The organism is Lysinibacillus sp. FSL W7-1291 (assembly GCF_038593415.1).
In the GTDB taxonomy this organism is placed as follows: domain Bacteria; phylum Bacillota; class Bacilli; order Bacillales_A; family Planococcaceae; genus Lysinibacillus; species Lysinibacillus fusiformis_D.
Genome location: NZ_CP151994.1, coordinates 1,763,602 through 1,789,916, shown reverse-complemented (window position 1 = coordinate 1,789,916; position 26,315 = coordinate 1,763,602). Strand labels below are relative to the sequence as shown.

Annotated in this window: 28 protein-coding genes; 11 read left to right on the top strand and 17 right to left on the bottom strand. The window is 38.8% G+C overall.

All coding sequences use genetic code 11. The features are described from left to right. Positions 1-348: 348 nt before the first annotated feature. From rarD to NST76_RS08495, 10 genes are all read right to left on the bottom strand, one after another. Positions 349-1,257 carry an EamA family transporter RarD gene (gene rarD / locus NST76_RS08540; RefSeq protein ID WP_058844716.1) on the bottom strand — a complete coding sequence of 303 codons (909 nt, stop codon included), beginning with the start codon at positions 1,255-1,257 and terminating at the stop codon, positions 349-351. A gap of 135 nt (positions 1,258-1,392) precedes the next feature. Continuing rightward, positions 1,393-1,929 carry a hypothetical protein gene (locus NST76_RS08535; protein WP_036129188.1) on the bottom strand — a complete coding sequence of 179 codons (537 nt, stop codon included), beginning with the start codon at positions 1,927-1,929 and terminating at the stop codon, positions 1,393-1,395. A gap of 232 nt (positions 1,930-2,161) precedes the next feature. Further along, positions 2,162-3,331, bottom strand: coding sequence for a toxic anion resistance protein (locus NST76_RS08530; protein WP_058844715.1), 1,170 nt, complete (start codon positions 3,329-3,331; stop codon positions 2,162-2,164). Between the two features lie 68 nt (positions 3,332-3,399). Then, on the bottom strand, positions 3,400-3,657 hold the full coding sequence (locus NST76_RS08525) for a hypothetical protein (protein ID WP_058844714.1): 258 nt from the start codon (positions 3,655-3,657) through the stop codon (positions 3,400-3,402). Positions 3,658-3,801: 144 nt separating this feature from the next. Beyond that, complete coding sequence (locus tag NST76_RS08520; protein WP_080717166.1) at positions 3,802-5,046, bottom strand: ABC transporter permease; 1,245 nt, start codon at positions 5,044-5,046, stop codon at positions 3,802-3,804. Beyond that, on the bottom strand, positions 5,030-5,935 hold the full coding sequence (locus NST76_RS08515) for an ABC transporter ATP-binding protein (protein WP_141903045.1): 906 nt from the start codon (positions 5,933-5,935) through the stop codon (positions 5,030-5,032). The genes NST76_RS08520 and NST76_RS08515 overlap by 17 nt, the downstream gene beginning before the upstream one ends. A gap of 13 nt (positions 5,936-5,948) precedes the next feature. Further along, complete coding sequence (locus NST76_RS08510) at positions 5,949-6,479, bottom strand: DUF2812 domain-containing protein (protein ID WP_036129170.1); 531 nt, start codon at positions 6,477-6,479, stop codon at positions 5,949-5,951. A gap of 76 nt (positions 6,480-6,555) precedes the next feature. Further along, positions 6,556-7,092 carry a DUF2812 domain-containing protein gene (locus NST76_RS08505; RefSeq protein WP_058844712.1) on the bottom strand — a complete coding sequence of 179 codons (537 nt, stop codon included), beginning with the start codon at positions 7,090-7,092 and terminating at the stop codon, positions 6,556-6,558. A gap of 1 nt (position 7,093) precedes the next feature. Then, the gene (locus tag NST76_RS08500; protein WP_036129164.1) at positions 7,094-7,408 is read right to left on the bottom strand and encodes a helix-turn-helix transcriptional regulator; all 315 of its coding nucleotides are present in this window, start codon (positions 7,406-7,408) and stop codon (positions 7,094-7,096) included. Positions 7,409-7,979: 571 nt separating this feature from the next. Continuing rightward, on the bottom strand, positions 7,980-8,561 hold the full coding sequence (locus NST76_RS08495; RefSeq protein WP_036129161.1) for a TetR/AcrR family transcriptional regulator: 582 nt from the start codon (positions 8,559-8,561) through the stop codon (positions 7,980-7,982). Positions 8,562-8,714: 153 nt separating this feature from the next. On the opposite strand from NST76_RS08495, the gene NST76_RS08490 reads away from it, so the two are divergent. Continuing rightward, the gene (locus NST76_RS08490; RefSeq protein WP_058844711.1) at positions 8,715-9,473 is read left to right on the top strand and encodes an SDR family oxidoreductase; all 759 of its coding nucleotides are present in this window, start codon (positions 8,715-8,717) and stop codon (positions 9,471-9,473) included. Between the two features lie 51 nt (positions 9,474-9,524). Here the strand turns inward: NST76_RS08490 and brnQ are convergent, their stop codons facing one another. Together brnQ and NST76_RS08480 are read right to left on the bottom strand one after the other, a co-directional pair. Then, complete coding sequence (gene brnQ, locus NST76_RS08485) at positions 9,525-10,865, bottom strand: branched-chain amino acid transport system II carrier protein (RefSeq protein ID WP_058844710.1); 1,341 nt, start codon at positions 10,863-10,865, stop codon at positions 9,525-9,527. A gap of 185 nt (positions 10,866-11,050) precedes the next feature. Beyond that, on the bottom strand, positions 11,051-11,803 hold the full coding sequence (locus NST76_RS08480; RefSeq protein ID WP_036129148.1) for an alpha/beta fold hydrolase: 753 nt from the start codon (positions 11,801-11,803) through the stop codon (positions 11,051-11,053). Between the two features lie 283 nt (positions 11,804-12,086). Here NST76_RS08480 and NST76_RS08475 point away from each other — a divergent pair, with 283 nt between their 5' ends. Further along, a complete protein-coding gene (locus NST76_RS08475) occupies positions 12,087-12,968 on the top strand; it encodes a LysR family transcriptional regulator (protein WP_089932495.1) in 882 nt (293 codons plus the stop codon). 167 nt (positions 12,969-13,135) lie between these two features. Continuing rightward, on the top strand, positions 13,136-13,720 hold the full coding sequence (locus NST76_RS08470; RefSeq protein ID WP_342544970.1) for a DUF5412 family protein: 585 nt from the start codon (positions 13,136-13,138) through the stop codon (positions 13,718-13,720). A gap of 132 nt (positions 13,721-13,852) precedes the next feature. Here the strand turns inward: NST76_RS08470 and NST76_RS08465 are convergent, their stop codons facing one another. Next, positions 13,853-14,644, bottom strand: coding sequence for a DUF1835 domain-containing protein (locus NST76_RS08465; protein WP_058844708.1), 792 nt, complete (start codon positions 14,642-14,644; stop codon positions 13,853-13,855). 11 nt (positions 14,645-14,655) lie between these two features. Then, positions 14,656-15,279: a LysE family translocator gene (locus NST76_RS08460; protein ID WP_249646018.1), complete on the bottom strand. Its 624-nt coding sequence runs from the start codon at positions 15,277-15,279 to the stop codon at positions 14,656-14,658. Positions 15,280-15,494: 215 nt separating this feature from the next. Between NST76_RS08460 and NST76_RS08455 the strand changes: the two genes are divergently transcribed. From NST76_RS08455 to NST76_RS08430, 6 genes are all read left to right on the top strand, one after another. After that, a complete protein-coding gene (locus tag NST76_RS08455) occupies positions 15,495-15,878 on the top strand; it encodes a hypothetical protein (RefSeq protein ID WP_036126554.1) in 384 nt (127 codons plus the stop codon). A 466-nt stretch (positions 15,879-16,344) separates the two neighbouring features. After that, complete coding sequence (proB, locus tag NST76_RS08450) at positions 16,345-17,463, top strand: glutamate 5-kinase (protein ID WP_340833954.1); 1,119 nt, start codon at positions 16,345-16,347, stop codon at positions 17,461-17,463. Next, a complete protein-coding gene (locus NST76_RS08445) occupies positions 17,453-18,703 on the top strand; it encodes a glutamate-5-semialdehyde dehydrogenase (RefSeq protein WP_101966826.1) in 1,251 nt (416 codons plus the stop codon). The genes proB and NST76_RS08445 overlap by 11 nt, the downstream gene beginning before the upstream one ends. Before the next feature lie 63 nt (positions 18,704-18,766). Beyond that, positions 18,767-19,654, top strand: coding sequence for a DMT family transporter (locus tag NST76_RS08440; protein ID WP_058844704.1), 888 nt, complete (start codon positions 18,767-18,769; stop codon positions 19,652-19,654). Beyond that, on the top strand, positions 19,651-20,613 hold the full coding sequence (locus tag NST76_RS08435; RefSeq protein WP_058844703.1) for a carbohydrate kinase: 963 nt from the start codon (positions 19,651-19,653) through the stop codon (positions 20,611-20,613). The genes NST76_RS08440 and NST76_RS08435 overlap by 4 nt, the downstream gene beginning before the upstream one ends. Positions 20,614-20,676: 63 nt before the next feature. Further along, positions 20,677-21,066 (top strand): RDD family protein, encoded by a 390-nt coding sequence (locus NST76_RS08430; protein WP_036126586.1) that lies wholly within the window; start codon positions 20,677-20,679, stop codon positions 21,064-21,066. 239 nt (positions 21,067-21,305) lie between these two features. Here the strand turns inward: NST76_RS08430 and NST76_RS08425 are convergent, their stop codons facing one another. Beyond that, positions 21,306-21,737 (bottom strand): GNAT family N-acetyltransferase, encoded by a 432-nt coding sequence (locus NST76_RS08425; RefSeq protein ID WP_036126584.1) that lies wholly within the window; start codon positions 21,735-21,737, stop codon positions 21,306-21,308. 124 nt (positions 21,738-21,861) lie between these two features. On the opposite strand from NST76_RS08425, the gene NST76_RS08420 reads away from it, so the two are divergent. Further along, complete coding sequence (locus NST76_RS08420) at positions 21,862-22,314, top strand: MarR family transcriptional regulator (protein WP_342544967.1); 453 nt, start codon at positions 21,862-21,864, stop codon at positions 22,312-22,314. 42 nt (positions 22,315-22,356) lie between these two features. Here NST76_RS08420 and NST76_RS08415 read toward each other — a convergent pair whose 3' ends face one another. Then, positions 22,357-23,712 carry an aspartate aminotransferase family protein gene (locus tag NST76_RS08415; RefSeq protein WP_249646016.1) on the bottom strand — a complete coding sequence of 452 codons (1,356 nt, stop codon included), beginning with the start codon at positions 23,710-23,712 and terminating at the stop codon, positions 22,357-22,359. A 139-nt stretch (positions 23,713-23,851) separates the two neighbouring features. Here NST76_RS08415 and NST76_RS08410 point away from each other — a divergent pair, with 139 nt between their 5' ends. Further along, complete coding sequence (locus NST76_RS08410) at positions 23,852-25,489, top strand: PucR family transcriptional regulator ligand-binding domain-containing protein (protein ID WP_058844699.1); 1,638 nt, start codon at positions 23,852-23,854, stop codon at positions 25,487-25,489. Here the strand turns inward: NST76_RS08410 and NST76_RS08405 are convergent. Then, positions 25,478-26,305 carry an ABC transporter permease gene (locus NST76_RS08405; protein ID WP_249646014.1) on the bottom strand — a complete coding sequence of 276 codons (828 nt, stop codon included), beginning with the start codon at positions 26,303-26,305 and terminating at the stop codon, positions 25,478-25,480. The genes NST76_RS08410 and NST76_RS08405 overlap by 12 nt on opposite strands. Positions 26,306-26,315: the final 10 nt, after the last annotated feature.

The following is a 26,315-nucleotide window of genomic DNA, read 5'->3' as shown; positions in this document are numbered from 1 at the left end:
ATGTGTGCCACGCTTCATAAAGTATTGTAGGTATCTACATAGGTTTTTGAAATAAATCCATGACAAATTAAGGGGTGTGTTCATGACATATATCCCCTGTCGTCATAGCCTTTATTTCATTCAATTTTTACCTAGTTAGAACCTACCGCACTCACAAACATGCACCTCGCATTAAATTATCATTGTTATCTAATTATTGACATTTTACTATATGCTAGCATGGAAGTAAAGGTTGAAAAGGAAAAGTTCCTCCAATTTAAAACACCTCTTTTTCTACTTCTCCATTATTGTTATCGTGGACGTCATAATTCCATCACAAAAAAGACCTGTAGAAACTCTACAAGTCTTTTACGAAACGGATTTATGATGGGCCTTCCTTGTTTCTATGATTTTAGACCCTGAGAATAGTAGTAAAGCCGCCCAAATAATGCTGAATGCGAGGAACTCTACTTGACTAAACGGCTCTTTGTATAGCACGATGCCTAAAATCAAGACAATGGTTGGCGCCACATATTGAATAAAGCCTAGTAAATATAAAGGAATATTTTGTGCGCCCTTCGCAAATAAAATAAGCGGCACAGCTGTGACTAACCCACTGAAGATCATCAAAATGTCTGTTTTGACATCGACATGTAAAAATGAGGCTTGATGGGTTGTAAACAGATAAATGTAATAGCCTAATGCAAACGGTAAAATCAATAATGTTTCAATCGCTAATCCCCTTGTAGGGTCCAGTGTAATTTTCTTTTTCAGTACACCGTAAATAGCGAAAGATAGCGCGATCAACAATGCTACCCATGGCACAGAGCCATAATTAATCGTTAAAATAATTACCGCAATAAAAGCAATTCCCGTCGCTACCCATTGTGCACGACTTAGCGATTCTTTAAAGAAAATCACCCCAAAAATAACAGACAAGAGCGGATTAATATAATAGCCTAAGCTCGTTTCAATTAAATGGTTATGTGTGACTGCCCAAATATACAAATACCAGTTCATTGAAATAACAAAGGATGCACCCGCAAGCTGCCAAAAATGCTTTTGATGAGACCATAAATATTTTAAATCTGCAACAAGATCCTTCCGCATTCGAAAGACGATGACAGCCAGTACTGTAAAGACAAAAGACCAAATGACACGGGATAATAAAATTTCCATACTTGGTACATGTTCAAGTAGTTTCCAATATAAAGGGAATGCTCCCCAAAAGGCATAGGCTAAAATAGCAGCCAAAACCCCTTTTTTCTCATTTGACATGGCCAATAACGCTCCTACTCTTATTGAAATCGATGAACGACTTCACATACTCTTAAACTAGTTAAAGAATAGACCCATTATAGGACTTTGTGCGGCAACTGTAAATGCCAAATTTCAAGTGCCTGACAATAGCTGTTAGCCTTTTGGCTCAGATTCTAGCTCGGAAATGTATCTTCGCACGGTGCTATAGCTAATATCTGGATTGATCTGGCGTTTGATGCGAATATGGATTTCTTTAATTCCAACCCCTTGTTCACGCATATCTCGAATCATCGACTTCAAAGGACCCGTCAGTGACTCTCTAGACATAGCTGTATATTTACTTAATTCAATCAGTAGCTCCGTATTTTGTTGGCGGAGCACCTTCATCTCCTCTATCACACAATTGTATTCGGTTACCTTTTTCTGTAGCACCATATTTTGCTGCTTGACCTTTTGCAAATCCTCTGTAAGCTGAGCATTTTGTTTTTTTAGCATTTTTCGTTCTCGTTCTAAACTTGTTTGCTTGTTATCTAAATCTGTATGCATAGTATTGTACAGTTCTTCCATATGCAACAATTCTAAATAGCGGCTTTGCGGAACGATCATTAAGCTATCTGTCGTATAGAGAGCAATCGTGCCATCTTTAAAAGGCTCATACGACAATGTAGAGGGCTTTAGTTTATTTGGCATTCGTTTTTCACTCCTCCACGAATCAATTCATGTAATCCTATTGCTTGAAGTAACATTTATCCGCTTCCTTTTTCATTTGATAATCATTCTCATTTAATTTTATCATAATCAGTATTTTGCTTTTTGTCAAAAAACAATTTTCACTTGGCGTAATACTTCCATTTGAGACAGAGTCACGTCATACATGGCATAGAAAAAGCTTCCTGCAAAATGATTGCAGGAAGCTTTAGACTTACATTTTTTTCAGTTTTTCATATTCCAATTGCAAACGTTCAATTCGTTTACGACCTTCTTCACGGTTTCTAGCTGTTTCTGCTTGTATTTGCTTCGTTTCTTGAATACCAGCCATAATCGTTTGCCATGTTGTTTCAATCGTTTCGATTTTAATGCTCGGGCTACCAGCTTGACGTGCAATATTCACACTGTTTTTACTAATATTTTCAGCATTGCGAACAAGCATTTCGTTTGTACGACGGTCCAGTTCAACCATCGAATCGGAAATTAGCTTTTGGCGTTTCAATGTGACTGCATGAATTAACCCTTGTTTAAAAATGGGAATCGTCGTTACAAAGGCAGAGTTAATCTTACCAATTAAATGGTTATTCCCCTGCTGCATTAAGCGAATTTGAGGTGCTGATTGGAATGATACTTGCTGTGCCATTTCTAAATCATAGCGACGTTGCTCTAATAATTCTACAGCGCGTAGCATTGTTTCATATTCCATTGCTGCCAGTTGATCACCTGTTTGTGCCTTTTGCTCAAGTGCAGGTAATGATGCGCGAACCTCTTCTGTTTTTACTTCAATCGCTGCAACAAATTTACTTAATGACTGGAAGTAGTTTAAATTTTGGTCATACAGATTTTCAAGGTCGATGGTATTACGCTTCATTTCACCTTCATACTTTTGAATTTCACGATAAATAACATCTACTTCTTTGTTCATGCTGTCATATTTAGATAAGAACCTTTCCAATTGCTCTTTCCCTTTATTAAAGAGCTTGGAGATGAAACCGCCCTTTTTCTCTTCCGCAAAATCTTGTGGATCGAACTTATCCATAATTTTATTAAGATTATTTAATAGCACACTCGACTCTTCCAGCTTACTGGCTTTCATCGTTGCGAGCATTTTATCTGAAAAGGTAGAAATGCCACTTGCTGTTTCTTTACCAAGCTCAAGCATAGCAATTTGATCTTTCACATCAATTTTTTGTGCCAGTGCATGAACCTCAGGATCTTGCTTTAACACCAGCTGATTTTGTGCAATTTGCGATAACTCCTGCTCTGACACAAGTACCGGCTTTTGCTCAGATGCCTGTTGAACTAGTGGATTTGGCTGTAATAAAGGATTTTCTGAAGCGAATGGGTCCTTGGATTTTAAAAGATCATTGTTGAATTCAGACATACGTTTTACCCCCTGCAATTTATCTCTACTAAATTACTTACGATTACCATGTAAAAAAGTTTCATTTCCTACAGTATGAAAAAATACGAGTTTGTTACATTATAGTCATTCTGGTGAAGCCCATATTGTAAGCTATATTGGTTAGGGTGAGCATTATGAATAAAAACCTCTATCTGGGCACGATGAAGGAGAATGTCTTCCATTTCTTTATTGATGGGACATCGCTGTTGAAGTTTTTGAAAGAACTGAGCTTTTTCCTCAGGTGTTGTTAAACGACACTTTGGCTTTAGGGCAAGAAGCGCGTCCACCTCTGATTTAGTTAACATAGTCTCACCCCTTTTTTAAATTATAGCTTCTTTCTATACAAAATTCGACTGATTCCGTAAATTCCTTTGCATTGTTTGCTAGCAATGGCATCTAATGACCAAAAAAACAGCTACATCATCCATGTAGCTGCTTTTGGTCTTGTGTTATGTTGTTACCTTTAATACCGTTTTAATTTTTTGAATGACACCACCAGAGCTATATGTCAATACACTGCGTTTATAGAACGATAAACTAAATAGGTACACGACAACAATCGTTGCGATTAAAATACCTAAGGATAATAGTGGAACAATACCTCCGATATCTGTAGCACCAATTCGCATTGGCATGATCATACCAGAAGTTAACGGGATATAAGAAAAAATTTTAATGATTAATGTATCCGGATTCCCCATGCCTGTAAGCATGACATAGAAGCCAATGATCGTAATAATCATCGCTGGCATTAAAACTTGACCCGCTTCTTCTACCTTTGATACCAATGAACCAAATAATGCACCAATGATTAAATACAGAATGACCGTTAACAACAGGAATACGATAGCATAGATTACATAGCCAATAGATAACTCCTTGATAATGCTAGCAGCCGCATCCCATACCATGCCACCTTTAATAAATTTCGCATAGATGAGGAAAACTGCTGCAATAATACCCATCTGTGTTAAAGCCAGCAATAATACACCAGCAATTTTCGCTTTAAAATGTGTCGCTGGTTTGACACTTACTAGGAGCATTTCCATTGCTCGTGAGCCTTTTTCAGAGGCAATTTCAGTCGTAATCATCGATAGGAATGTAGAAATGAAGAAATAGATTAAAATGCCGACAGCATAGGAAACAACTAACCCTGATTGCTTTTCTTCCTCACTTTTCCCACCTGCTGATTCCTCATTTAAGTTTTTCGTTGAAATCGTTGTTTGAGCTGCCATAATTTGTGCTGCTTGCTCAGGTGATAACGATAATTGCTGTACGGCATAATGCTGACCAGCATACTGCAATAAGGATGACAATGTGGATTGATCGTTCAATTTCAATGGTGTGAACGTCGCTATTTCTGCTTGTAGCTGACCATCTTGATCGTTAATCGTCACAATCGCATCAAGCTTGCCATCCTTTACTTTTTTTTCAAGTTTTGAAACATCCTGTTCATCCTGAATAAAGGCCATATCCCCATTGGAGACAAAGATTCCACTTAAATCTGCAGAAGTTTCATTAATAATGGCGATTTGCTGTGCTTCATCATCACCCGTAAATAGCTCTTTAATTTCTGACCAGAATACAGCTACAGACATGACAAGGACATATAAACAGGTCATTAAGATAAACGATTTGGACTTGATTTTAGATTTATATAATTGCTTCATTAGTAAACTAAACTTCGACAACATGGCCACCTACCTTGTCTTTAAAGATTTCATCTAACGATAAATAATCCAAGCTGAATTTTTCAATATATTTCCCATTGGACAGCTGCTCAAAAATACTTTGGGCAAAGCTTTCGTCTGCTAATGTAAGAACCGTTTGCTCCTTCTCTACACGCACATCCTTGACGCCTTCTAGTGCCAATAGCTGTGTCGTTGACCAATCCGTACGAACTGCAAGCTTTGTTTTACCATATTGTTTCTTTAAATCTAGTAAGCTTCCAGAAAATAAAGAGACACCTCGTTTTAATAAGCACAAATGATCACAAAGCTCCTCCACATTATCCATTTGGTGACTGGAGAATAAAATGGTTGTACCCTGCTCTTTTAATAGTAAAATCGCATCCTTCAGTAAATCTTTATTAACGGGATCTAGTCCACTAAATGGTTCATCTAAAATTAAAAACGCTGGTTTATGGATAAAGCTTGCAATGAGCTGAACCTTTTGCTGGTTCCCCTTTGATAATGTTTCTGCCTTATCTTTACGTTTTTCTTCCAGTTCAAAGCGTTGAATCCAAAAATCTATTTCTTTTTTTAGCGCTGCTTTTTTCATACCACGTAGCTCACCAAAAAAGTACAACTGCTCCTCTACCTTCATCGTTGGGAAAATACCCCGCTCCTCGGGTAAATAGCCAAGGATATCTCGGTTAATGGCATTGACTGGCTGACCACTCCAAGTAATTGTACCCGCCGTCGTTTCCTGTAAATCTAAAATCATTCGGAATGTCGTTGTCTTCCCTGCACCGTTTTGTCCAATCAGACCAAAAATTTCACCTTTTTCAATGGTAAAATTCAAATCATCCACAGCTGTAAAATCCTTGTACTTCTTTGTAACACGCTGTAACTGTAATGTCATGTTGTCATCCTCCTTATCCTTCAAATATATGTAAGTCTTGTTTTAAGCCCTTTTTGCGGTTTTCATTTTTCACAATAGGAATGACCAGCAGTAAGGCTACGATCAAGCTCATGCATCCTACACTAGTATTCACTAGTCCTGCAGCAGATTCCCATAAACCTAGCGCTATATTATAAATACCAGTCATTAAATTTAACAGTAACACGAGTATAAAAAAGCGATTCATTGATTTTATATAGTTAAATTTGGAAGTGGTATCTGTAAATATTTCAAAGGGTCCCTCTGATTTTAGTTTTCGATAATAGGCCCATCCACCAAATTTGGACACACACTCAATATTCATCGCGTCTAGAAACTCAAAATAATCCTTTGATTTTCTATTCACAAATTCATTTCGATAAATATATAGTTCTGGTGTGCCTTTTTCAAATACAAAGTAACCTGCCACTGTTTTTTTTAGATTCCACCCCCGATCCGCCATATCATTGACCCATCGTTCTTCCTTTTCGTAATCCATAAAAAAACGATACATCCTTTTTTTCATCTAATCTCACCTCTACTATGAAGTCATGCTTAAATTTTCATTATTTTCTGATTTCCCGGAAAATAATGCTCGCTTTTTAATCTGAAAATACATTTAATTCTCTCTTTAATCGATTACGTACACGCATAAGCTTATAGAGTGGGAGAGAGAATAATACGACAACAACTAGATTCAACGTATTCAATGTGAAACCAACCCAGTCAGTCGTTTGCTCCGAAAAATCGCCCATTAAACCGATGATACCAATGAACAAATTAAGTAGAATAAGGGAAAATAACAGTGTCATCTTTTTTGACAAGTTGCCAATTTTGGTTTTTTTATCTGTATAGAGTTCAAATGGACCTTCCTGTGCTACTTTTCTAAAAAACACAAAATTGCCAGAGCGATCAACCTGTTCAATGCCAGAGGATTGAAGAAATTCCAGGTAGTCCTCTTCATAGTGACTGCCAAATCGCTCCAATTCATCGTGGCGATAAATATAGCGACCTGGTTCTCCTCGTTCAAACGTAAACCGAATCCATGTGAATTTTTTTAAATGCCAGCCCTGACAAGCCATGTCATTAACCCACTTCTCTATTGCATAGGGATTAATCATCAAGCGATATTTATGCATATTATTCAACTCCTTTCGTTATACGGATACCATTGTCAAAAAGTTCCCTTAATCTTAAAATTTCATATTCAATGACCGTTTTTCCAGTAGCGGTAATGATATATTCTTTCTTTCGCCCATCTTCATCAAGCGCCTCTATCCAGCCTCGTTCTAGCAATGTTTTAATCGCACCATAAATGGTACCTGCGCCTAAACGCACTCGCCCATTGCTCATTTCCTCCACTAATTGCATAATGCCATAGCCATGCCTAGCCTCGTATAATGCTAATAAAATATAATAAACGCCCTCTGTTAATGGCGGATGTTCCTGTGTCATCTAAATCCCCCCTTATATCGCCCATCAATATATCGTCAGTCGATACAATTAAAATATATCAGCAGTCGATATAGTTGTCAATGCTCTTCCATTATGTTGCAAATAAAAATATACTTCGTTAGCATGTAAGTAATTACTTGCACGAAAGGAACTGCACAACGAATTATCGAAGCTGCTCTACAATTGATAAGTGAAAAGGGCTATACAGCTCATCATCCTTGTGACAATCGTTGTCGCTCTGAAACCTGCTCCAATTCCATAATTCAAATAAGCGATGGGCTACGTTGCTAGTAGCCCATCGCTTTATCACTTTGAAAGAGATAAGCTATCCTTCGTTTTGAGCAGAGTATCCTCTGCTTTTCCGGTTTTATCCTACACTTCTCTCTCTATCCTTCATTTTTAGCATTCTATCCTCCGCTTTTCCTTTCCTATCCTCCACTTTTAACAGGCTATCCTTCGCTTCTCTCCCTATCCTTCACTTCGAGCGTTCTATCCACCGCTTTTCCTTTCCTATCCTACACTTTCAGCAGGCTATCCTTCGCTTTTCTTGTTCTATCCTACACTTGTCTCTCTACCCTTCACTCCGAACATTTTTTAAAATCGAAGCTAGTTGCTGGTTTAGAACTGTTACACTGTCGCTAAAATCGCCGCGATACCATTGGATGATGAGTCCGATGATGGCGTTCGCTTGATAGGCACTATAATAGTCGATCGAAATATGGTCCGCTATTTGATGCTCATGGTGTGTAGTAATGTCTCGCTTTAACAGTGAATAAATCCCGTCAAATAGCATGTAATAGTAGGTCAACGGGACATTTTTAGAAAATACGATACGATAAAACATTTTAAAGCGTTCAATATGATGAAAAATCCGAATGGTTGTTGGATCGAGTTGATGGGTGTCCAAGGTTGGGACGGCACGGTAGGGTTCTTCATAGGATTGATATAAATCCTCCATAATTTCCTGAAAGTATTCTTCAAAGAGCCCCTCTTTTTGCTCGTAATGTAAATAGAATGTTCCTCGATTAATCTTCGCCTCTCTACAAATTTCTGCAATCGATATTTGCTCCAATGGCTTTTGACTGAGCAAGGTCAATAAGGCGTTGTGCAGGGCTTGTTTCGTTTTAATAATCCGTAAATCGGTTGTACGCAATTTTTTCAGCTCCTTATTCAACAGTTTTTCCAAAAGTGTTGAATACTCAACACATCATGATAATTTGCATATTGAAATCGCTTTCATATTTATTATATGATTTTAATGAACAGATGTTCAATAACTATCGACATACATGAGGAGGTCTTTGAGATGAGATTAGAAGGTAAAGTAGCCATTGTGACAGGTGCAGCTTCAGGCATGGGGAAAGCCATTGCTGAAGGATATGCAAAAGAGGGCGCTAAGGTTGTCGTTTCAGACTTAAATTTAGAGGGTGCCCAAGCAGTTGTGGACGGTATTCAAGCAGCTGGGGGTACAGCATTTGCCATTCAAACAAATGTCGCATCAACAGAAGACTTACAACGTTTATTTGACGAAACGAACACGAACTACGGTCAATTAGATATTTTAGTGAACAATGCGGGCATTATGGATGGGATGGAGCCAGTTGGTGAAATTTCTGATGAACGTTGGGATCGAGTATTCGCCGTGAATACTACAGCCGTTATGCGCTCTATGCGTATGGCTACAGAAATTTTCCTTGCGCAAGGGCATGGTGTCTTTGTGAATAATATTTCTGCTGGTGGCTTATACGGGGCACGCGCAGGGGCAGCCTATACAGCTTCGAAGCATGCCGTTGTCGGTTTAACAAAAAACACAGCGTTTATGTATGCTGATAAAAATATTCGTTGTAATGGGATTGCACCAGGAGCAGTTATGACTAATATCGCCTCTTCTATGACTAGTATGAGTGAAGCGGGTGCTGCACGCCAATCACTTGGACTATCGATTAATCCTCGTGCTGGTCAACCAGAAGAAATCGCACAATTAGCTATTTTTCTTGGTTCAGACGAAGCAAGCTTTGTGAATGGACAAGTGATTGCGGTGGATGGTGGCTGGACAGCTTATTAAGCCATAAAAAAAACCACGCACAGTGAATTATGTCTGTGCGTGGTTATTCATTTATATGACTTTTCTAGACGGGAACAAGCTCCCAATCACTGCTCCTACAAGAGCTGGTAGTATCCAACCTAATCCGATGTCATAAAAAGGAAGGATCGTTGAATACAGCTTCTCCACTGCGTCCAAAACGCCTAAGTTCGCTCCTGGCACACTTTCCACCAAGGCTTTATAGCCATCAATTAAACTGATGAAAAATGTAAAAATCATCGCAATGGCATAAACTGTTTGCTTATTCTTAAAGAAGGATGAGCAAAGAGCAAGCAAAATTAATACAATGGCTAGTGGATATAAGAACATTAAAACAGGGATCGCAAATTGGATGATATTGTTTAAGCCGAAGTTTGCAATCGTAAAGGACACAAGACAAAGTAAAAACACAAACCATTTATAGCTGATTTTTGGAAACACTTCGTGGAAAAATTCACTACAGGACGTAATTAACCCTATACTTGTCTTTAAACAAGCGAGGACAATAATAAGCGCCAATAAAATGGCCCCAAAAGAGCCAAAATAGTGATCTGCTACTGCGGCAAAAATTAAACCACCATTGTCAAAAGTACCAACAGCATCAATACTAGAAGCTCCCATATACGTAATTAAGCCGTAAATAAGTGTCATTAAAGCCATCGCAAAAATACCCGATGTCCATGTAGCCTTGGCTATTTCCTTGCGATCTGTAATTCCTGCACTTTTAATAGCATTGATAACAACAATCCCGAATGCCAGCGATGCTAGGGCATCCATCGTATTATAGCCCTCTTTAAAGCCCGTCATAAAAGCAGCATCCAAATAATCACCGACTGGCTGCTGGAAATCACCCATTGGTTTGATGATGCTTGTGATAATTATAATAAATAAGACGACTAAAAAAGCAGGCGTTAAATATTTACCGATGTAATCCATAATTTTTGCTGGATTTAAAGAGAAATAATAGACAACGGCAAAAAATACAAAGCTAAATACTGCTAGTAGCAGCGTTGCATGTTGTGGTTGAATGTATGGCTCAAAGCCTACAACAAATGGTACGGTTGCTGTACGTGGAATGGCAAAAAACGGACCGATTGTTAAATACAGTGCCAATGAAAAAACAATGCCAAATATAGGATGAACACGGTTCGCTAAATCACGTAAACCATTACTACCTGATAAACCAATCGCTAAAATTCCGAGGAATGGTAGCCCGATGGCAGTAACTAAAAATCCGATTAACCCAAACCAAAAATTAGTTCCAGCAAATTGGCCCATTTGAATAGGAAAAATGAGGTTCCCTGCTCCAAAATACAGTCCAAATAACATTGTTCCGATGACTGCATAGGTTGAAAAAGGTATTTTTTGTTGCATAATTGATGTGCTCCTTAGAAGTTTTAGACCATAGCAAATTATTTTAATCGAATGATTTTTCACTATAATTTCATCATGTTATCAAGCATTTATTATAATTACAATAGTTTTTTCGTTTATCTAGATGAATGCTACAAAGTTCAGTTGATTGAACAAAAAAAGAGCTGCCTGCTGACAGCCCCTCCTTAGTTTGCAACTGACCATTCAATATGATCTAAAAATTTATAAACATCTTCATACACTTTATCACGTTCTTTATCTAATGTAATAATGTGACCAGAATTTTCATACCAAATGATTTCTTTGTCGTCTGTTTCTACTGTATTTAAAATGAAAGGTGCGCTTTCTTGGTATAGGTCATCATCTAGTGAACCTTGTAACACAAGTGTAGGTGCTTTGATCGTTGATAATTCCTCACGAGTTTCAGTTGTTAAACGTGTTACGCCATCCAAAGAATCTTTTGGTGTAATGCGTAATTCATGTAATTCTGAAATGATTTGATCTTTTGATTTATTTTCAAAGTGTTTATATAAACGAGCATAATGGTACAAACGTGTAAATAAGCCTTTTGAATTATCACGTGTAATTGGTGCACACATCGCTACACACGCTTTCACTGGAAACGTCTCTGCTACTTTTAATGAGAAGACGCCACCAAGTGAAATCCCAACAACGGCGATTTCTTCATAGCCATTCTCTTGGAGGAAGTTATATCCTTCCACTACATCGTTCCACCAGTCCTCTGGTTTTGTTTCTAATAATGCTTCTGGTTCTACACCATGCCCACTATAAATTGGTGCATGAACGGTATAACCTCGTTGAGATAAAAATTCTCCTAGTTTTTTCACATCTTTTGTGCTACCTGTGAATCCATGCAGTAATAGTACGGCTTTTTTGCCTCCCTCAATAGTTAGAGGTTGTGGCTTAGTTAACTTCATTTTATGATATCCCCTTCACGGAAATTTATAATTGTGTATTTTATGTGTCTATCTTACCACCCTTTATTCATAATGTATAATTTATAGTTTTTATCAAATCAATGTGTACCATGCATGAATGATGTCAACTTAACCGCTGTGCTATCACACTTTTGCTACTTAACTTTTCCATTCTGCTAATAAAATACAACGTCCTTTTAAAAATAATTTGCAACCTATACTTCCACTCTGTTTCCCGTTATAATGCAGATAACTTAAAAATAACGAGAAAAGAGGTGAAAAAATGGAGTGGCAACAATTAGAATATTTTGTAACCGTGGCAAAGTTAGAGCATATGACACGAGCTGCTGAAGCATTAGCGATTTCACAACCAGCACTTAGTCGTTCTATTTCAAAGCTGGAAGAAGAATTAGGTGTACCGCTTTTCGACAGACAAGGGCGCTCAATTATGCTTAACCGATATGGTGAACTGTTTTTATATCGTGTACTGCGAATGCGCAAAGAATATGAAAAGGCAGTTTTAGAATTACAAGAGCTTAATAATCCAGAGCTCGGCGATGTATCACTCGGTTTTTTACATACGCTTGGAACGAGTATCGTACCAGACTTGATTCGTGCTTTTCGTCAGAAACACCCCCATATCCGTTTTCATTTCACGCAAAACTACTCTCACTCACAATTAAAACAATTGTTGGCTGGTGAATTAGACCTTTGCTTATTGGCAGCCATTGATACAGAGCCGCCAGTATGTTGGAAGGAATTATGGCGAGATGAGCTTTTTATTATGGTACCGATTGATCATCCGCTTGCACATCGTAAAAGCATTAAAATGAAAGAGCTGGAGCATGAAAACTTTGTGCTCATGAAAAAGGGCTATGCACTGCGCCGCTCTGCTGATCGATTGTTAAATGCTGCTGGCATAAAGCCTAAAATTTCTTATGAAGGGGACGAAGTATCGACCATTGCTGGTTTTGTAGGTGCGGGGCTGGGCGTTTCCTTACTTCCAGATGATGAGGATTTAAATCCGAAGAAAATCGTTAAAATCCATGTTGAGGATATGGTATGTGAACGAATTATCGGCATGGCTTGGATTGACAATCGCTATCTCCCCCCCTCTGCACGCCAATTTAAACAGTTTGTCTTCGATTTTTATGAAAAAAAATAGAAAAAGAGCGAGTAACAACATCACCTCGGTGTCAATGTTACTCGCTTTATTTTGATTTTTGGTTTGAACATAAAGATTTTTAACGATAACTGTAGAAAAACATGTTAAATTTCTAATTACAACTATACAATCTATTAACCTGTTCATCATACTAAGGAGGTAATAATTTGCATTTATACCTTAACACGATTGGCTTCTTTGTATTTTTATTTACATTGCTATTATTTTTCATTTTTGTTAGCAAATTAATCATTTTCTTTTTTAAGCGGAATCATTTCCCTAAAAAAACATTAACAGCATTTGTGGCGGGTTTAGTCCTGTTTTTTGGCCTATTTATATCTATCCAATACTTTTTTACATTTAGAACTATAGATAAAAAACTGATACAAAAAGGACCCGAATCTGTATCATCCCCTTCTGGAAAATACACAGCGAACGCTTATTATGAACCCTATGGTGGTGCAGGTCCAAGTAGTGGTGTCAATGTATGGGTAGAAATTTCAAATAACGAGAATCATACAATCAAAACCATCTATTATGCAGCTGCAAAAAGTCAATTTTCAATGGAATGGCTAGACGAGGTTAAATTATCTATTGTTAATCATGAGTCTAAGTATACAAATTCAAATAGAAGTATAGAATTAAATGTGGATAAAGAGATTTATCACGAAAATGGTTTGGCTTGTAAAAGTTTGTTAATGAAAGATGAATATGTAACGTGCTATCAACATGAAAGCACTTCGTATAACTAGATAGAGACTTAAATATCCTGTTATGCATAGAACAACTGCTTCATGAATTTGAAGCAATAGAAAAGATCAGGCTTTGCGCTCCTGATCTTTTTTATTGCTCGTTCATTTAGTTGTGTTGTTATTTTCCATATCCTAACGTACTTTAACCTGATATGAAAAGATGTCCGTTATATCACCTTGAATCTCAAACAATCCTTGCTCGACGAGGGTCCTTAAGCGATACTCTACAAATTCATCCCCGACATAATGATCAATTGCCCCAAATGTTTGAGCCAAAATATGTGTAGGCATCAGCCATTCTTCCTTGTACTGGATCTGCAACTCTTTTGCACTAGCCATAATGAGTGCATCCAGCGCATCTTCCTCTACATGCACTAGCTCATTTTTCCACAATCGCAACGTACTTGGCTGTTTTTTGATATCTTCCCATTCCTTCGCGAGTTGTTGGCATGCTTGGACAGAAAATCGTTTGGCCTCAGGACGAAGCTTCATGAGCATATTGGAGGAAAGCTCCCCTGTATGACGAATACTCATATTAGGCTGCAATCGTTTCAAACCCTCAGTTGTATCAATTCCATAAACCATACTACATTTATGAATCAACTCACTCATCACACAGCGCAGGCCAATTTGTTCGTGTGTGTTTTGACTATACCAAATCCATACATCCAAATCACAAGGTAAACTTGCGATTTTTTTCATCCAGTTCTCATACATATCATCATACAATTGCTGATCTTCATTATCCTTAAAAATATGAGTGTTTAACCAAGTTTTACGTTCTTCTAAATGTTGAAGTGGTCCAATTGAGAAATCATCATGGACACTTAAAACCGTTTCATTACGCTGCAAATGATGCTGACGAATTGCAAACTTCAGGGAGCCCTGCGTTGCTAAGCTAAAGGTAATATGTAAAATAGCCATGACCATTCCTCCTACTGTTTGCTGATGGCAATTTGTATCCCGATAAATGTGAAGAGGATACCTTGAATCATATTTAATCGCTTGGCAATTGCAGGTTGACCAATAATGAGTTTTCTGACTTTCCCTGCAAATATACTAAATAACGAAAATAATACGAGTGCTTGCACTAAAAATACTATACCCAAAATAAGCATTTGAAACGCAACATGTCCCTGTGCGGGATTCACAAACTGTGGTAATAACGCTAAGAAAAATAATGATACTTTTGGATTTAAAATATTCATTAAAATTCCTTTTTTATATAATGTAATATAAGCTTGTGTATTTTGCTGCTGTAAGGTAAATGGATCTCCCTTGGCTCGAAATGATTGCCAAGCTAAATATAATAGATAGGCTGCTCCAGCAAATTTGACAATTGAAAAAATGATTGTGGATTGATAAATAATCGCAGATATACCAAGTACTGCTGCACTAATATGGACAAGGAGCCCTGTACATAGACCAAGGGATGTAGCAATACCAGCCTTTTTATCTTGTGTAATGCTTTGGGCAAGTACAAATAAATTATCTGGCCCTGGCATAATGGTTAAAATAATAGCAGCCCCTAAAAACGCGAATAACGTTGAAATTTCCAAAACTTTCCCTTCTTTCAACTTCTTTTAAAAAACTATTTACATTATACTACATGACGTTGTACTCATTAGCTGTAAGTTTATGACTTTATCAAAAACTTTTCACAAATTTTCATTTCACAAATTCTGCTCGTTCATGCGATACTTTTCTCCCCTAATCCATTATAATAGTAGAAACTCATGAAAAAATAGATAACTTCCATAAGAGGTGATTGTTAATGGCAGTAAGTGATATTGTTACGCAGTATGAGGATGAGCATGGACAGATTTACTATAAAATGAAATCACATGACATTGACGTCAAGGCCGCACAAAACGCAGGTCTCGCTCCAGTGATCACCTATTGGATGGGCGATCAAGAGATTACGGACTCCATTCGAAATTTACGCTTTAGTCCACGTCCCCCCTCCAGCTATATTCAAGATTACGAAGAATTTCAAGCAATGCTTTATTCGAAAGAGCAACGTGCCATTAACCAGCTTTATGAACAAATGAGTATTAAACCAAGAAATATGTCAACAGGTAAACAAGTTATTTGGAGTTTTTTTGTCATTGTTTTAGCTATGCTTCCCCTGTTCATTGCCATTTGGTGGTTTAAATAATCGAATAGGTTGCCTCTTTAGCATTTTTGAATCTCTCCTTCTTAATTTATCAAAACTTTCAAGTAATTTCACTATTCAGCTTGACAGACTTTAGGAAGTAGTGCATTCTTTAGTCAATAGTTACCAACTCCATGATGAGAAAACGAACGGAGACTAGTAGTTAGCCACTGCTTGAAAAGAGAGCAATGCCCATCGGCTGTAAGGCATTGTACAAGGAAGACTGATGAACCTACTTCGTAAAACGTCCTGGCCAAACTAGGCGCAGTCTCTAGCGTTATGAGAAAAGTGGAATGTCGCATGATGTTCAATGTAGGTGGTACCACGGAAGGCAAGTCTTTTCGTCCTAATTTTTAGGATGAAAAGGCTTTTTTTATCTTGATTCAGCAAAATTTTGGTGTCAAAGATGAAACGTCATTGCTCTATTTAACAAAGCAATGACGAACATAAGACAATTGGAGGTAGTGTGATGGAGAGAAAAAGGATTGTTGTGAAGATTGGCAGTAGCTCTTTAACAAATGCAAAAGGCGAAATCGATAAAGTTCGTTTAATGGATCATGTGCAGGCAATCGCCGAATTAAAGAGGCAGGGTCATGAAGTTTTGCTTGTATCATCGGGTGCAGTAGCCGCTGGTTTTAAACAACTTGGCTACCCTGCTCGTCCTGTAACGGTAAAAGGAAAACAGGCCGCGGCAGCTGTTGGACAGAGCTTACTGATCCAAACATACAGTGCCTTATTTAGCATTTACGATATAACGCCTGCTCAAATTTTACTGACACGCACAGATTTTTCTAAAAAAGAATGCTATAAAAATGCCTATGCTACTTTCGAGGAATTATTAGAACGTTCCATGCTACCAATTATTAATGAAAACGATACAGTATCTATTAGTGAATTGACATTTGGGGATAATGATATGCTGTCCGCACTTGTAAGTGGTCTTGTCCATGCAGATCAGCTCATCATTTTAACAGACATCAATGGCTTATATAATGCCAATCCTGCTAAAAATCCGCAGGCGGAACGTATTGATCGGTTAACAGCTATTACCGATGACATGTTAAGCTTTGCTGATGGTACAGGTTCAAAGGTTGGCACGGGTGGCATGGCATCTAAGCTATTGGCAGCCCGAACAGCGCTACGTGCAGGTGTGAAAGTATTTATCGGAACAGGTCAAGGTGCACATAAACTACTTGCTATTTTAGCAGGCCATGGGGATGGCACCTATGTCGAGCATGATGAACTTGCGATTTTAACAAATCATAAACAGTGGATTGCACTTACGGAAGTTTCTGGTAAAATTTTTATAGATAGTGGTGCCGAAAAGGCGTTAATGGACAATGGCAAAAGCTTATTACCCGCTGGCGTATATCGTGTAGAAGGTGATTTTGACAATGGGGATGTTGTAGAAGTTTATAGTGAACAAGGTTTATTAGGACGTGGCGAAGTACTGTACTCTTCCCTAGAGTTAACTGTAGCAATGGGAAAACGGACGGATACATTGTCGAAATGCCCTATTGAGGTGATACACAGAGATAAATGGCTGAAAATTCAAACGAATGAGGGAGGAATGACGAATGACAAGTGAAATTCAAGGAAAAGGACAACGGGCAAAGGCTGCCAGCTACATATTAAATATTAAAACGACCTGTGAAAAGAATGAGGCGCTAACAAAAATTGCAGAACAGTTAATCATTGACCAGCATACTATTATGGCTGAAAATGCCAAAGATTTAGCACTGGGTGAGAAACAGAGCTTGCCTGCTTCTACACTAGATCGAATGATGCTCAATGAAGAACGTATAATGGCAATGGCCGATGCCATTCATTTACTTGTCTCCCTACAAGATCCAGTAGGCACAGTTATTGAGCAGATTGATAAAGAGAATGGCTTACACATCGAAAAGCGGATTGTACCACTTGGGGTCATTGGTATGATTTATGAGGCACGCCCAAATGTCACAGTAGATGCAGCGACTCTCTCTCTGAAAACAGGCAATGCCGTCATTTTACGTGGCAGCTCCTCAGCTAAATTTTCAAATACCGCCCTAGTGGCAAGTATCCACCGTGCACTTGCTAAAACATCTATTCCTATAGAGGCTGTGCAATTAATTGAGGATACAAGTCGTGAAACGGTGAAAGAATTATTTCATTTAAAAGAGTACTTAGATGTATTAATTCCTCGTGGCGGCAAAGCGCTTATTGATTTAGTTGTGAAGGAAGCAACTGTCCCTGTACTTGAAACAGGTGCGGGCAACTGTCACATTTACGTGGATCAAATGGCGGATTACATAAAAGCAGAAAAAATTTGCCTGAATGCTAAAACGCAGCGCCCTTCTGTTTGCAATGCAGCAGAAAGCTTACTCATTCATCCTATTTGGTTTAAGTCTCATGGTATGCAACTGTTAACAGCACTACATGACGCAGGTGTGACCATCATCGGTGATGAACAAGTATGTCAGCTATTTGAGGCTGCTCTTCCAGCTACGGAGGAAGACTATGCGATGGAATATCTTGATTTAACAATAAGTGTTAAATTGGTGGAAAATGTCTATGAAGCAATTGAGCATATTCATCGCTTTGGCACACATCATTCTGAAGCGATCATTACAGAAGATCAATTGGTCGCAGAAACATTTTTAAATAATGTCGATGCAGCCGCTGTTTATCATAATGCCTCTACCCGCTTCACGGATGGCTTTGAATTTGGCTATGGTGCAGAAATTGGCATTAGTACGCAAAAACTACATGCTCGTGGGCCAATGGGCTTGCCCGCGTTAACCTCAACTAAATATTTCATATATGGCAACGGCCAAATTCGTGAATAAAAGGAAGCCGCGCGTTACTTATTTGCTTTAATAATTTTACAAAAAATAGAAAGAAGGTGTCGTATGAACATCTCCGCAATGATTAAACTAACCGTCTCCATGGCACTGTTTGGTTCCATAGGCTTTTTTACGGTTCATACTGGTGTTCCTGCTACAGAGCTTGTCTTTGTTCGATGCATTTGTGCCACCCTCTTTCTAGGAGGAATGTGGCTTATTACAGGGGGGCATAAATCAGAGGTTTGGGATAAGAAGGAAATTCTCCAAACAATTATTTGTGGCGTCTTTATCGTTTTAAACTGGGTATTTTTATTTAAAGCCTTTGAAGAAATGTCGATTTCGATTGCCATTTCCATCTATAATTTAGCCCCTATTTTTGTCTTAATTTTAGGCGCTATCTTTTTAAAGGAAAAAATGACCATTCAAGCACTTGTAGCAACCATCACTTGCTTTATCGGTAGTATTTTCATCATTGGTCTCCATAATTTTGTGTCTTTCTCAGAGTTTATGCAATCTGGTTTTGTGTGGGCATTACTGTCAGCGGTATTTTATGCCCTTACCATGCTAACAAGCAAAACCATTACGAAGCTTAGCTCCTATGCGTTAACCTATATTCAAACAACGGTTGGTATCGTCATACTACTGCCTTTCATCGACTTCTCCTTGTTTGAAGGATTAACCACTTCCAATTGGTTTTATATTTTGGGCACAGGCTTTATTCATACAGGATTTGTTTACTATTTATTTTTTGATAGTATTCGCAACCTTACAACCATTCTTGTATCCGTATTAGTGTTCGTTGACCCTGTTGTCGCGATTTTACTGGATATGCTGTTGCTTGATTTTATGCCAAGCATTATGCAAACGTTAGGTATCCTGCTTATTTTCGGAGGTATTTTCTATACAGTTTACATTCCGAAGAAAAAGCGGCTGCCACAGGAGGCATCCTCATGAGCAAGCTCTTTACTATAGGGGAATTACTAATTGATTTTACGCCAACAGAGCAGCATGGCTCCCTTGCCGATATCGAGCACTTTACTAAGCATGCGGGTGGTGCACCTGCAAATGTAGCTGCGGTCTGTGCAAAGCTAGGTCAGCAGGCAGCTCTTCTAACACAGGTCGGTCAGGATGCCTTTGGCGATTTCCTAATAAAAACGTTACAGCAAACAGGTGTAAACACGCAGTACATTCGCCAAACAACTGATGGAGAAACAAGTCTTGCTTTTGTCTCATTAAATGGTCACGGTGAGCGTGATTTTCAATTTTATCGCCGACATGCAGCGGACTTATTGTACAAGCAAGACTATCTCCCCTTACAATTACTCACTGCACAAGATATCGTTCATTTTTGCTCTGTTAATCTTGTGGAAAGCCCTATGAAGCAAGCACATCTTGCTTTTATTGAACAGGCACATCAAGCAGGTAGTCTTGTTTCCTTTGATCCGAATGTGCGCTTACCTTTATGGCAGGATGAGACTGCGTGTCGGGCAACCATCCTCGCCTTTCTACCTAAAGCACATATTGTGAAGCTTTCAGAGGAGGAGCTATTGTTTTTAACAGCATTAGAGGAGGAACAGGCGGCCGTCCAAGCATTATTTCAGGGGCATGTAGCCGTCATCATCATTACACATGGCGCTGCTGGGGCTACTTTATATACGAAAAAGCTCCATGTAAAGGCTCCTGCTAAGGAGGTACAAACTGTCGATACAACAGGGGCTGGAGATGCATTTATTGGGGCTGTTTTAAGTAAATTCCTTCAACATCAACTAGCAGTAGCTGATGTTGAAGCCTATTGCGAACAGCATGCGATGTCCCTGCTCACTTTTGCAAACCGTTATGCAGGGATTTCGACAACGAAGCATGGGGCCATTCCCTCTTATCCCGTATTGCCATTGGAAATAAATCAAGATTAACGCGAAACTTCTTGTCCTTATGTTTCGTATGTACTAGTGACAGAGTAATAAAGGAGGACATACATGGAGTCGATCACAAAAAGACGAACAGCAGCATTTTTAATCGATACAGCGATATCAACCGCAGTCACGTTGGGTGTTGAATATTTCCTACGAAAAAAAGTGAAAAACGAAGTCGTTCATGCGCTCGTTACGCCAACAGCCGTGCTATGGGCACTAGAATATGCACAGCTCCGTCAAAATGGACAAACCATTGGCTACAAAGCAATGAAACTGGCACTTGAAAATGAAGATGGCCATCCACTATCAGACGGTCAAATAATTAAACGAATGGCTTATCGAGACACCCTCAGTACGTTTGATTATCTAAAAAATCGCCAGACCTTTGAGCAACAGCATGGACAATGTCTACCTCATGACAATTTCGCAGGTACGATTGTCAAAGAAAAATAATTGAAAGCTGCCCAACTTTCTTTATGAAGGTAGTTTTTAATTGAAACTAGAATCCGTCGTGCAAAAAATGGCTCCCCTTAGCTAAGGAGGAGCCTTTCTAATGGCAGCTAAACATAAGTAGTGCCATCGAATTGTATACTTTATCGAAAGCAGATCTTCCCTCTTCTCCCTGCAAACGAATACTAAGTGACAAAATCTAGCACTAATGAGGAAGGTTATTGAAAAGACGCTTTCGTCCACTACCAATATTTTTTCATTAAAATATGTGGGATGCCACAATCCATGAATTCTTCGCCTTCACGCTGGTAGCCTAATTTTTCATAAAAACCTTCTGCATAGGACTGGGCATTCAGCTTTGCTTTTGTTAAGCCTTTGTCTCGAGCGATTTGCTCTAAGCCCATAATGATTTCTTTCCCCAGGCCAAATTTACGGTATTGTTCCAATATACAAATACGTTCTAGTTTGCCATAGCCCTCCACAATGCGAAGCCTGCCTGTTCCAACAGGTTGCTCCTTGTAATACACAAGAATATGATCACATGGTGCATCGAGCGAATCAAATTCATCGTACTCTTCTACCTCAGGTACTTGTTGTTCTTCAATAAAAACATGTCGACGAAAATCGAACGCTGTTTGTAATTCTTCTTCAGTTGTCACTTTTTTTATGCTCATGAATATTCCTCCTAGTTTCTCCTATTGACCATCTTCACTAGGTGCAATTTCACTTCGAAGATGATACTATTAGTATAGAATAATTTTTATTGCAAATACAATAAAAATTTCAGGAGGATCGACCATGAAAGAAATTTTACGTGAAATAGGTGCTATTGCACGGGCATTAGACTCAATTAGTAATATTGAATTTAAGGAGTTGGATTTAACAAAGGGACAATATTTATATGTCATCCGAATTTGTGAAAATCCTGGTATCATTCAAGAAAAAGTTGCAGAGCTATTAAAGGTGGATCGTACGACTGCTTCACGGGCTATTCAAAAATTAGAGACCAAGGGCTTTATTGAAAAGCGTATTGAACAAGGAAATAAAAAAAATAAATTGCTCTTCCCGACAGCAAAAAGCTTAGAGATTTATCCTTTCTTGAAACGAGAGGGCGAATATTCCAATGCTCGTGCACTTGCAGGTTTTTCCACTGAAGAGATTGACAGCATCAACAATCTACTAACGCGTGTTTTGCATAACATCGAGATTGACTGGGAGGATGTAAAAAAGGGGCATAAACGACACTATTAAAGGCGATTCCTTGTATTTCCACATGTTTGGAATCGCCACGTACTAAACATTGGCTGCCAATACTCTTTTTAACACGGCTACCATAAAATCAAGATCTTCATCAGTACAGCAAAGTGGCGGACTTAATATAATGATATGATGATAGCCCTCTACTGTTTCGCCATTTCTCCCAACAATTAACCCGTTTGCTTGACAATCAGCTATAATTTTCGCTATTCGCTCTGGCTTTGCGGGTGCTTGTGATGGTTTATCTTCGACAAGCTCGATGCCTATGAGCAACCCAAGCCCTCGTATATCTCCAACAAAGGGTAGCTCCAATAAGTCTTGCAAATCATGTAGCAATTGTATACCCAAATCTCTTGCGCGCTGTACGAGCCCTTCTTCTTCTATGATTTTTATATTTTCTAAAGCCACTGCACAGGCTGCTGGATTACCACCAAACGTATTAATATGCCGAAAATGACTATAGCCGTCCATCTCTTTAAATTTTTCATAAATGTCTTTGCGTACAGCCGTGATGGATAACGGTAGGTAGGCACTTGTTAACCCCTTTCCCATAGTAATGACATCTGGTCGAATGTCAAAATGCTGATGACCAAATAGCATCCCTGTTCGTCCAAAGCCACATATGACTTCATCAATGATAAGTAATACCCCATGTCGTCTACAAATGCGCTCGACTTCCTTAACATAAGTAGGGTGTGGAATAAGAACGCCACCACCAGTAATCAGTGGCTCCATAATAACGGCCGCTATTGTTTCTTTTTGCTCCCAAATGATCTTTTCCTCGATTTCACGAGCACATGCTAAACTATACGCCTCCACGGGCTGCCCTTTTGGTCGACGATAATGATCAGGTGGGGCAACATGCAAAAAGCCTGGTGTTAAGGGTTCATATTTATATTTACGTAAGGCCTGTCCTGTGGCTGCCAATGCCCCCAGTGAACTGCCATGATAACCTCGATAACGAGCAATGATTTTATAACGAGTTCCTTCCCCATTTTGTTGATGGTATTGACGTATTAGCTTAAAGGCTACTTCATTCGCGTCCGAACTGCTATTGGAATAAAACATCATATAGTCATCTTCTAGTAAGCTGTTCATTTTTTCAGCGAGTCTGATGGCCGGTTCATGACTTTGGGTTAAAGGGGCATAGCATAGCTTTTTCAGTTGCTCATACGCAACTTTAGCAAGACGCTCACGGCCATAGCCTACGTTCACTGCCCATAAGCCTGACATGCCATCTAAAAAGCGGTTGCCTAAACTATCGGTAATCCATGCTCCTTCTCCCTGTTCAATAATAGGGGGCGCATTGTCATTGTACATAGACATATGATGCCAAACATTTTCATGGTCTTTTTGCTGTAAATCATGTGTGAATTGATCGTTCTGCTCCATATCATGACCTCCAATCGTGATCATCGATGTCTTTTTATCTATCACCATTTTCCCTATTAAACTAGTTAATATTGAAATTTTCTGATTTCTCTAACATAATGAAATAGACATTGTACATTCGAAGGGCAGGTGCTAATTGATGGCGAAACATCCTCTACTCGTACGTGATGTCCTCAAGCGCAAGCATTTTGAATCAGCGAAGCTTATCGCTGGGCAGCATGGTCTTGATCGCCAAGTTTTATGGACACATATATTAGAAATCAAAGATTTTGATACATTAATTAATGGTGGTGAATTGATTTTAACTACTGGTGTTGGTTTACAGCTCGAACGTGAAACACAAATCGCCTACTTACAAAACCTTATTCGCAATGAAGCTGCTGGTCTTTGTATAGAAATTGGAGACTATTTCGATCATGTCCCTGTAGAATTGATTGCTATGGCGAACGCCCATCATTTCCCAATTATTATTTTTGAAGACATTGTACGATTTATCGATATTACGCAAGATTTACACACGTACATAATTAATCAACACCAGCAGGCACTAACACAGCTAGATACACTCTCCAAAACATTTATGGAATTATCGTTAATGCCAAATGGAATTTTAAAAATATTACAAGTTCTCCACCAAGATACGGATGCGCCCTTTTTATTTGTCTCAGAAGATACAAAAAGCTTTTATTATCCTGTGGAGGCTAAAAAATACTTGCGTGTTATGGAGGAGCATTGTCAGCAGTTAGAAATACAAGAGCCTCTACACCTTTTATCCATTGATAAGGATCATTTTGTCATCATCCCTGTGAATGGACTTGGACAAGTTTGGGGCTATTTATGTATGCATTCTGGACTGCCAAAGCCGAGTGATTACACCTTGTTGAATCTAGAACGGGCTACGATGTCAATAGCCCATATTTTAATGCGTAATCGCATGCTGCAGGAGCGACAGCAAAGCCGTGAGGATGAATTTATCCTTGCCTTAATTCAAGGACAGCCCGTTGATATACCATACTATCAAAGCTATTTGCCAATCGAGAGTCGTAATTTATTTTACCGAGTCGTCGTATTCAATCTTCATGATAAAGCTAATACAGTGTCTGAAGAAGAGTGGCAGGAAATACAGCTCCAAAATGCCATGTATATTCGCTCAATTTTAAAAAAGCTCGGATTTTTCCCTACTGTTTCGGTACGACAGCATGAGATTATTATTTTAGCCTTTTTTATTGCCGCAGATTATATGAAAGACAATCGTGATTCCTTCGATCAAGCCATTTCACAGATTATAGCGAGAAAAGCAGCACAGTTTTTTGAACAGCTTATCCTTAGCTGTGGCATTAGCAATGTCTATCAGTCGATTGAAAGTGTTCATCTTGGCTATAAAGAGGCGAAATCGGCCATTCAAATGCAACATCAGCAATTGGCTAGCTCCATCTACTATAAGGATCTAGGTGTCTATCGATTATTATTACAGCAGGATCAGACAGCTCTCCTACAATTTGTGAAAGATTATTTACAAGAGATATTGTTATTAGATCAAAAAAGTAGCCTTGATTTATTTCAAACATTAGCTGTTTATTTGGCCTGTAACGGGGCTAAAAATGATACAGCAGAACAGCTGTTTATCGTCCGTCAAACACTCTATAAACGAATTGAACGGCTAGAAAGTATATTAGGTGCTGATTTTTTACAAGCTCCCCATCGCCTCAATATTGAAATGGCTGTTAAGGCATATGAACTCTTACAAAAAACAGCACCTGATGTGTTACGATTTTGAACGTGGGTCCATAAAATCTCGTAAAGCATTACTGAGCATATATAAACCAAGAACAAGAATGGTAATGGCTCCTCCTGGCGCATACGTATACCAAGGGGCACCGATTAAATAGGCTTGTGAATCTTTTAACATTCTGCCCCAGCTAGGGTTTGGTGGTTGTACTCCAAGCCCTAAATAGCTTAGTGCTGCCTCGGCTAGCATCGCCGTCGCAAATGTCACGGTTGCAGCCACAATAATTTGCGACGAAATGTTCGGTAAAATATGGCGGAACATAATGCTATAAGGCTTGACCCCGATTAATTTCGCTGCCAGTACATATTCCGAGTCACGTTGCTGCACAAAGCCACTACGTGCAATCCTTGCAATAGCTGGAATAGCGATAATGCCAAGCGCTATAGCGGTATTTGTAATCCCTGGACCGAATACTGCTACAAGCATTAAGGCTAAAATAATGCCTGGAAAAGCCATTAAAGCGTCCATCGTCCGCATAAAGATTTCATCGATCCAGCCACCAATATAGCCCGCAATACCACCGATAAGAATGCCAAACACCGTTCCAATTGCCACGGTTAATAGACCCACAGCAAAGGCTGTTTGTGTCCCCTTCATAATGCGGCTAAAAATATCACGCCCGAATTCATCTGTTCCAAACATATAGGCACCACCAGGTCCACGCAATTTTTCAGGTATATTCATCGCATTGACATCATGTGGTGTATAAAAGAAACTAACAAGCATGACGAGCAAAAAGCCGACAATAACGAGGAGACCAATGACTAAATTGATTTTTTTAGTATAGCGCTGTAGTTGTTTCATGATAGCCACC